Origin of the sequence: Butyrivibrio sp. AE2005 (assembly GCF_000686965.1) — a bacterium.
Classification (GTDB): domain Bacteria; phylum Bacillota; class Clostridia; order Lachnospirales; family Lachnospiraceae; genus Butyrivibrio; species Butyrivibrio hungatei_A.
Window position 1 is genome coordinate 21,400 of sequence record NZ_JMMD01000033.1, and the last position, 9,053, is coordinate 30,452.

At 40.6% G+C, this 9,053-nt stretch carries 6 protein-coding genes; 1 reads left to right on the forward strand and 5 read right to left on the reverse strand.

Translation table 11 applies throughout. From position 1 onward, the window contains the following. Nucleotides 1-219: 219 nt before the first annotated feature. Entirely contained in the window at nucleotides 220-933 is a 714-nt protein-coding gene (locus tag DL92_RS20440; protein WP_026668094.1) for a hypothetical protein, read from the forward strand. Nucleotides 934-951: 18 nt separating this feature from the next. On the opposite strand, the gene DL92_RS0114155 is transcribed toward DL92_RS20440, so the two are convergent. The 5 genes from DL92_RS0114155 to DL92_RS0114175 form a co-directional block, all read right to left on the reverse strand. Continuing rightward, nucleotides 952-2,100, reverse strand: coding sequence for a hypothetical protein (locus DL92_RS0114155; RefSeq protein ID WP_026668095.1), 1,149 nt, complete (start codon nucleotides 2,098-2,100; stop codon nucleotides 952-954). Next, the gene (locus DL92_RS0114160) at nucleotides 2,097-3,323 is read right to left on the reverse strand and encodes a hypothetical protein (protein WP_026668096.1); all 1,227 of its coding nucleotides are present in this window, start codon (nucleotides 3,321-3,323) and stop codon (nucleotides 2,097-2,099) included. Before DL92_RS0114160 ends, DL92_RS0114155 begins: the two co-directional genes overlap by 4 nt. Before the next feature lie 78 nt (nucleotides 3,324-3,401). Beyond that, a complete protein-coding gene (locus tag DL92_RS0114165; RefSeq protein ID WP_026668097.1) occupies nucleotides 3,402-4,955 on the reverse strand; it encodes an MBOAT family O-acyltransferase in 1,554 nt (517 codons plus the stop codon). A 69-nt stretch (nucleotides 4,956-5,024) separates the two neighbouring features. Further along, on the reverse strand, nucleotides 5,025-6,914 hold the full coding sequence (gene asnB, locus DL92_RS0114170) for an asparagine synthase (glutamine-hydrolyzing) (RefSeq protein ID WP_026656669.1): 1,890 nt from the start codon (nucleotides 6,912-6,914) through the stop codon (nucleotides 5,025-5,027). Beyond that, the gene (locus DL92_RS0114175; protein WP_330371123.1) at nucleotides 6,902-8,812 is read right to left on the reverse strand and encodes an HAD-IIIC family phosphatase; all 1,911 of its coding nucleotides are present in this window, start codon (nucleotides 8,810-8,812) and stop codon (nucleotides 6,902-6,904) included. Before DL92_RS0114175 ends, asnB begins: the two co-directional genes overlap by 13 nt. Between the last annotated feature and the right edge of the window lie 241 nt (nucleotides 8,813-9,053).

Consider the following 9,053-nt stretch of genomic DNA (forward strand, 5'->3'; position numbering starts at 1 on the left):
ATATCCTTCATAGTACAATTTTTCACGGCTTTTATTATACATTTTAGTCTGCAAGGCCATTGTGAATTCTTTGTGATTTAACCCCGCATAATCAAAATAAGTCCTACAAATGAGTTATACTGTATAATGCGATTTAATGGGGGAGCGCGCACCGACAGGAAGACTGTAAACAATGCATAAGCCGGATACTAAATTGATTCCCATTTAGGAGATTTTTTTATGAAGAAGAAAGCATTTATAATACTGATCTGCATAACAGCTTTGCTTGCAGGATGCCAAAATACAAAAACCGATATAGCAAACGACATATCCACTGATGCCGGCTCTACTTCTACGCACGATGAAGATATCGCATCCATTGGTATTTCCAACGATGGCGACGGCGATGGCTCCCTCGAGAATCAGTGGATATTTGGAAAAGGGTTTTCTTCATGGCAAGAAGGGTATAAAGCATACATTGAAACCGCCCCAGATTTCCCGCGTTATAGTCTCATTTATGTAGATGACGATGATATTCCCGAACTTGCTATTGAGGGTTATTGTGAAGCAGAAGGATGTCTGATTGTTTCATTTCATCATGGAGAAGTAAACATACTTCATACGCTTAGGTTGGGTTTTTCGTATATTGAAAAAAAAGGACTTCTATGTAATTCGAATGGGTGCCAAGGACAATATTATGATATAGTTTATTCCCTTTCGGAAGGAAAATGGAAATGTATTTTTTCAGGCAGCAACTATACACATGATTTTGGCAGTTTGGATGACGAAGCAGGAAAATTTCTTGATTTTCACTATGCCATAGACGATGTAGAAGTCGATGAAAAAACATATTATGAAAAACTGAACAAAATATATGACGAAAAAGCAGCTATATATTCATTTTGCGACGGTTGTAACAAAGAAGAATTTATTACTGCTCTAAGTGAATACTGATTTAATACCATTTTCTTTTTAGCTGTTTTTGAGCACGTCCCTCACAAGTTCATAGAATTCATCACAGTGCATGGATGAACCATCATCGGTTATAATTTGATTATGCGATATTTTCCCGTTATATCTGACATATTTATCTTCAAACATGACTCTGTCCTGAATCATTCCTATAAAGCCATCTCTATCATAACCATAAGAATTAATATAATCCTCTATTGTATCAATATTTTCATTTTCATTGATATAAATACAAACCGTCATTGTCACATCACTTAAAAGATGTGACATTTCCGACGAGATATTCTTCGTAGAATAAATTTTACTGTTCATAAATACCATTTCACCAACAGATCGCCATGTGAGTTCCTCTAGCCAATTTTCTCCATCATGTGACTTTACGAGATCCGCATACTTAAGTCCAAGCTCATTCATTACCAGACCGCCCTCTCCTTTAAAATATTTAAAGTTAAAGTCAACGTCATAATCATAATCGCTATAATCCAGTGATGAATGCATATAATTTGGATTACCATAACAATCTTCGTAATCATTAATTTTATGAATATTAGGAACACCGCCTTCTTTTAGAATATAAAGATCCCAACAACTACCTCTGTTCGATTTATAATTCCCATTAAGATATGCAATGATTCCCATATCATTTATTGCCGGCTCATAATGAGTCAGTTCTGTGAAACTTCCACCATCGGCCATTGTAATAAAATATCCGTTTCCTACATGTTTGGAAGGCAACGGTCCATAATTTTGAAGCCACCCGTAGGAACCTGATTTATTATATTTTCCATTAACTTCGGTAATAACAAAATAGATTCCCTCACCATCTCCAATAACAAGCTCATCAGAACCATTTTTATCAAAATCTACATAAGTAAAAAGAAAACTCGGCATCCATAGTCGCCCCCATAAATTTGAAGCCGTATCTACAAATTCTTTTTCAAAAAATGATCTATACCTCTCGTCATCTTCTTTTTCACTGCAAGACGGAGCAATTGGATTATCCAAGTTCGTTCGTACAGCCTTATATGTATTTGTTGCCTCCTCGATCGATACGTCACTGCAAATATCACCTGAAACTGGTTCTTTATTATCACCGCATGCTGTCAGTAATAAACACAACATTACTAAAAATATTTTTCCTACCTTCATTCTGCCTCTTCATTCTCGTCATTTACTTCCGATTTCCAATAATCTCCGTTCGCGATTCGTTCACGGATCTTATCTTCGCTGCGGGAGAGTTCTTCCATCCAAAGGTCGTAGGACTTCTTCCAGGAATTGTAATTGCGGCCGTGTCTTCTGTCATGTTTGCCAAGTTTGCCTGTCTTAACATAGTTCTCTGACAGGTAATCTTCAAACCACACGGTCACCTTATCGGCGCCGACAATATTTGTATGAGTTCCGCCGTCTTTGTAATCGGTAGCCTCATCAAAGCCAATCTCATCTAGATGCTGATTCATATCAAGGAAATTGTAGCCTCTCTCTGTCACATAATCCCTGATGTAATTGATTTTCTTTTGCTCCTCTTCGCTTACGGTAAACGGAGTGATAATAAAGAGCGCATCCTTATTATGCTTATTAAGACATGAAATAAGATCCGCCAAATATTCTTCCTGCTCAGCAGGCATCTTCACTACATCCGTAGCATTATGGCAATTCTCTTTTTCCGCAGGTCCAACCTCATCAGAAGACGTAAAACCTTTCAGATCATCAGGATACTCATAAAAAAACGTACGTAGCTGGCTCCACATTACAAGCGTCTTCCAATTTGAATGATACTTAAAAATATCAAAGTAAAAGTTAATGCGTTTCATATCCTCATTAACTTTGCCGCCATCGCCACTCACAGCATTCTCTGCATCATCTTCATCATTCTCTGCATCATCTTCATCATTCTCAGCATCTTCTGCATAATCTTCATCTACCATCGCATTTATGGCGCGAATCCTGTTAAGAGAATACTTCATGTTATCCGTAACTTCCCTTGTGTGACCCATGTGCTTATCTTTATCTTCATTTATAAGTTGCTCATCCTCTGCCTGCCACATCTTCATCTCAAAGATAAAAAGATCCGGATCCTGCGTCTTAAGAGCCTCTTCCACAAGATACTTTGCTGCAACCGGTCTTTGCATGTTTGTAGAAAGAGGATACATGGTTATCCCCATATCCCCGTAGATTCTTGGTGTAGCAATACAATAAGGAACAGGACTTGAACCGATAACAACAGCATCTATCGTATTCTTTTTTTCCGCATAAAAACCGACAAACCTATCCTTCGCATCACTGGGGGTTCTGATACAGTAAGTGATATGAGGGATAAGCCACATAACCGCCACTATGAAAATTATTATCTTAAATATCTGTTTCTTACTCATAGTTTTTTATCTGAAATCCTTATAAACCAACAACCTATAATACTTCCCTTAATCGCATGCAAACCGCGCTATTAAAACTTAGAAGTCATCATATATCGAATCCGCAGGATTAAATCCCGGTCCGTACTCGGCAAGTAAAAGTACTGTGAAAAACAGGGCAAAATATACAAGCCATCTGATCACAAGCTTCTTGGACGCAATATACTCTCTTAAGCTTGAATATCCTTCAAATCTGCTGCCTGTGATCTTACCGTCACGTGATAGCTCCATTCTGTACTGAATAGTTGAAACCGTAATGAGCACCGCAAGTGATACAAGAAGCACTCCCCACTCGTAAATACTAAGTCCGAGATTCAACAAGCTACCGTCAATAAAGATCTGCGGATTAAACGCACTCACGCTTCTTTTAAGCAATCCAAGCGCATGCGGAATACTCTTTGATCTAAAAAACAGATCTCCGATGCATACAAAGAAAAATGTTCTCACAACCCTGAATCCGTTTGCAAATTTACTCTGCAGATTGATGTGCATCTTCTTTTCAAAAATCCATGTAAAGAACGGAAGTGTCACTTCTCCGAGCACGATATATGCCCAGTGCAAAAGACCTGAACCGATAACAAAAGTTGCCTCTCCTCCGTGCCATAAACCTACAGAAAACCATAAGATGAACATTGCAACGTAAGTAGTGAGCTGCTTACCTTTCTTTTTACCAAAGACTTTCTTAAGCGTTTTTCCAAGTCCCATTATCATCTTGGTACGAAGAAGCGGGTAAAAGACATTGTCCTTCATCCAGATTCCGAGCGTAGCGTGCCACCTTCTCCAATACTCGCTTATGTTCTTAGCAAAGAAAGGAGTCGTAAAGTTTTCTGGAAGAATGATTCCAAGCATCTCGGACAAACCGATCACAATATCTATTCCACCCGAAAAATTCGTATATAACTCAAAAGCAAAACACACAGTACCCAGCCAGATATATGCTCCCGTGTACTCTGCATCAATGGCGTAAATCTTATCAACAACAGTGCGAAGTCTCTGCGAGATAACAAGCATCTTAAAGAAGCCCCAGAGCATTCTCTGCGCTCCGAATGTAAGATTCTTAAAATCAGCTTTGTGATATTCAAACAACTGCCCACTGTGTTCACGGGTTTTTATAATAGGTCCCTGAACCACAAGCGGAAAGAACATACCGATGAGAGTTGTCTCAAGAAGGCTGTCCCTTCTTACTCCGATGCCGTTATAAACTTCAATAAAGTATCCCAAAAGAATAAAAGTATAGAATGAAAGTCCCGTAGGAGGTGTAATACCGCCACCTGTTATGAACTTATAGAACTTAAACACGATAAGTATTCCAAGAAGAACAACAAGCTCCGCAACAAGAATCAGCCTTCTTTTTAGAAGCTCTTTTTCTTCTGTCCCGGCCAAAAGCTTTAAAAGCCCCCATGTCGTAAACGAGGCTGCAAGCGGAAATACAATCTGCACATAGTTCCCATTTACGGAAAACAAATAGAAGATGATGCTCGCAAATAAAAGCACCACCCACTGACCTCTTTTTTTGAACAAAAGAGGAATCGTATAATATGCAATTAACACAAGTGCAAAAAAGCACAGAAAATAAAACGAAGTTATACCCATAAAAAATCTTTCATATAACACGCACCCTTCTTATAAAACAGGCGCCTGCCACTAAATATAATTCTTTTATTACTTGATCATATACTCTTTTTCATACCACTGCTGGAACATAAGGATATACCATATCTGTATCCTGTAAATTCCGCGCTGTGTGAAGTCGGTCCAGATTTTCTCTACAACATCGGGATCAAGTATACCCTGCTGCCTTATCTTATCTTTATCAAGAAGAGCTTCTGCCCACTGCCTTATTTTATCATCAAGGAGCCATTTGTCTATCGGAATCGAAAAACCTTTTTTCGGCCTGTTGACCATCTCCTTGGGAACGTACTTATAGAGCACGTTTCGAAGAACCTGCTTTCCGACATTCCCTTCTCTTAAGTAATTCCTTGGAAGGCTCCACGCAAATTCAAGTATATCTCTGTCCAGCATCGGCACTCTGGTTTCAAGAGAGACCGCCATTGCTGTCCTGTCGACTTTGACAAGTATGTCATCCGGATGATAAACAAGCATATCCATAAGCATCGCATTGTGACAAGGATCTGCAAGTAAATTCGTATCCATCTCCGTATATTTGTAAGAAAGAGGCTTTGCTCCGTTCTTAAGCGCAATCTTTTTTACAATCGGGTCACCCTCATGTTCAAGCCTGTGCACATCTCCGGGACCTTTTGCTCCCATGTACATGGCCTTTGCCATCCCCGCTTCGCTCTTTGAATATGGGCTGTTAAGCATAAGGATTGATGCGGGTTTTCTTATAAAGTACGGAAGTTTTCCAACCTTCCCCCACACTCTTTCAACAGACTCATAGGATCTGTATCCCGCAAAAAGCTCATCTCCGCCGTCGCCCGAAAGCGATACGGTAACATGCTTTCTTGTCATCTTACTAACAAGATATGTCGGAATCTGTGAAGAATCCGCAAAAGGCTCACCAAACATAAAGGAAAGCTGCGGAATTACTTCTTTTGCATCCTTCTCTGTTATATATTCCTCGGTATGAATTGTTCCCAGATGCCTTGCTATCTCGCCTGCCTGCTCGGCCTCGTTGAACTTCTTATCTTCCATTCCGACGGTAAATGTTCTTACCTTGCCGGGCGCAACCGACTGCATAAGTGCAACGATCGTGCTACTGTCTATTCCCGCTGACAAAAAAGCTCCCAAAGGAACATCGGCAACCATCTGGCCTTTTATCGATTCTTTCAGAAGTCTCTCAAGTTCTTCCGCCGCCTCTTCCTTGCTACCTTTAAAAAGATTGCGCTGCCCTTTTACGGCAGTTTCCGTCATCGAGAAATAGCTCTTTGTCTCGGAAGAAAGATCGTCGACATTTACGGTCATGATACATCCCGCTTCTAGCTTATAGATGCCCTTGTAAATCGTATAGGGCGCAGGAATATATCCTTCCGTAAAATAGATATCAAGAACCTCTGTGTTTATCTCATTGTCAAAGCCGTCTATCACGCGAAGGCATCCGATATCCGAAGCAAATGCAAAAGCTCCGCCAACGTTTCCGTAGTACAAAGGCTTTTCTCCGACTCTGTCACGCGCAAAGGTAACAGTGTTTTTGTCCATATCATAAACGGCTATTCCAAACATTCCCTTGCACATGGTCAAAGTCTCTTCCATGCCATAAGCATCTATCGATTCTATAAGAATTTCAGTATCGGAAGTTCCGTTAAATTCAGTAACTTTCCCCTCCGCGATAAGCTTGTCTTTTACCACGGATGCATTGTAGATCTCGCCGTTATATGCGATAACTTTTCGTCCGGAATGTGACATCATGGGCTGAGCGCCCTTTTTGGATAAGTCCACAATAGAAAGGCGCCTGTGCCCAAGCGCCACTTTTTTGTCATCACTTATATAGATTCCTTCATCGTCGGGGCCTCTGTGAAGCATCCTGTGATTCATCTTCCCGATGTTTTCCTTAAGGTCGCCTCTAAACCCGATAAGTCCTGCTATTCCGCACATACTGTCTCCACGTCTATAACGTTGTTTTTATTTGTATATCCATCAAGATCAAGCTTGTAGGTCTTATTCCCCTCTTCATCTTCCTTCACAAGATCAAATCCCTGAAGTGAATAGAAGTCCTTGACCATCTTGTTCTTGGCTGTGGGGTAATAATATCCGTAGACAGTCTTTATTCCCCTCTCACTTGCTTTCTTTGCAAGCGTATCCATCATGGCAAATTCCATATCTCTTTTCAAAACTCTGCAGCTCATAAGCCAGAGGTCGATATGAAGCTCTTCGCCATCCTGCTTGCCTATTACAAGCGAAACTATTCCGTTATCCCCGAACTTATCCTCAAGACGGCCGTAAAGAGTGATGTTACTGCTGTCGTTTGCGGTCTTCTCGATATCATCGGGAGTATATCTCTTTGTTGTAAGATTAAACTGATTGCTCTTGTTTGTAAGCTGGGCAATCCTTGGAATGTACATCTTTTCAAAAGGAGCTATGACAGCCTTCATCTCAAGAGACTTAAGGTACTCGCTGTAATCCTTGAAGCTCTCCTGAAGCTCTGTCCTCTTCCTGTTTGCCATGTACATCTCATTTCTTTTCCTGTCATCCTCAGAAATGGATGTTGTCTCAAAAAATCCCGAGTGATCGAGAATTCTTATATAGTGCTCGGGAGTATCGATCTCGGGCGCATTCACCTTAGGAATCTGTCCCGTAACAATCGCTCTCTCAGCCGGATTGTCATCCACAAAGACAAGTGATTCCGGAAGCACATTGAGCTCTGAAGCAATCGCCTTCATATTCTCACTCTTGGGTTCCCAGTTTGCCTTTATGAATACAAAATCATCGGGTTTAAGCGCTCCGTCGGGATGATTAAGCCCCGCAAGTGCATTCTCTTCATCGTTCTTGGAATCAACCGCAAGCACGATACCAAGCTCCTTCTGAGCCTTGATATAATTCTGGAATTCAAGATAAACCTGACCTAAATTGGTCTCCTGTCCTATCTCGATTCCGTCCGGACCGTCGTCGCCTACAACGCCGCCCCACAGTGTATTGTCGAGGTCAAGAACAAGTCCCTTCTTGTTCTTTCCGTAAATCGACTTGATTATATTTGCCACATTAAAACTGAGCGTAGGTATAGCCTGAATGCAGAGCGCATACTTGTACATATGCCATGCAAGAGGATCTGACCACGCATCAAGTCCGTAGCAGGTTGAAAGATAATTTATATCATTTATAAAAAAGCTTCCTTCATCTCCCGAAGCCTTTCCTGCATACTCGGAAAACATGAAATTAAGCCTGTTGATAAAAGAAAGCCTTCCGTGAATGTCATATCCGTCCCTGTTTCCCATAAGCCTGTAAAAAGGCGCCTCAAAATTATTCTGGATAATCGGACAATGATAGAGTTCATGCAGATTGTGCCACATCGTCTCAAAGTGCCTGAATGTATTATCAAGCTTATCCTGTACCGCTGCCTCGCTGTCATCCATAGTAGGATATTCGATAATATTCCTGTTACTTGTGTGGATAAAGATAATGTCAGGAGCAAACTCTTTTAGCTCATCCGAAGGAAACATGGCATCCTGCCAGTACTGTCCGTACTCCGACTCATAGAAAACAGGCTCTATATCATAGTTAAGCAAAAAGAGCTCCAGAATCCTAATGATATCGTGAGTTGTGGAGCCTCCGAGCACCGCTATCTTTTTCTTTATCCTGTCCGAACCGTCAGCAAGAAGAGCCTTCTTTATCGACTTGGACTTTTTCATTATGTAACTGTTGTCAAATGGATATTCCAGTTCTTTCATCATAAAAAACTTATCCTCTATTATCCTACTATTAGTATTGTCATAGTCTTTCTTTACCTTTTCTATAGGTTCGACTATGCTATTTAAGATACTGTGGATTGGTTTCATTCTCCTACCGCATAGACGGTTTTTGGAAGGCTCCAACCACAGTCTCTTTGTTTATTTGTTAATCAGTTAGTTACCGCATGACGGTTTATCAAGAAGTAGGTTACGATTGCAAGGAGCCCTGTGGATCAAAAACAGTATCAATACTATTTTTCGGGAGGTCCTATATGATTTATGTAGGAATTGATGTCGCTAAAGACAAACACGATTGCATTATCAAAAACTCTGTTGGGGAAGTTGTTTG

Excerpts from the sequence above, each read along its gene's own strand:
- DL92_RS20440 (WP_026668094.1), top strand. The coding sequence starts at position 220 with ATGAAGAAGAAAGCATTTATAATACTGATCTGCATAACAGCTTTGCTT.
- DL92_RS0114155 (WP_026668095.1), bottom strand. The coding sequence starts at position 2,100 with ATGAAGGTAGGAAAAATATTTTTAGTAATGTTGTGTTTATTACTGACA.
- DL92_RS0114160 (WP_026668096.1), bottom strand. The coding sequence starts at position 3,323 with ATGAGTAAGAAACAGATATTTAAGATAATAATTTTCATAGTGGCGGTT.
- DL92_RS0114165 (WP_026668097.1), bottom strand. The coding sequence starts at position 4,955 with ATGGGTATAACTTCGTTTTATTTTCTGTGCTTTTTTGCACTTGTGTTA.
- asnB (WP_026656669.1), bottom strand. The coding sequence starts at position 6,914 with ATGTGCGGAATAGCAGGACTTATCGGGTTTAGAGGCGACCTTAAGGAA.
- DL92_RS0114175 (WP_330371123.1), bottom strand. The coding sequence starts at position 8,812 with ATGAAACCAATCCACAGTATCTTAAATAGCATAGTCGAACCTATAGAA.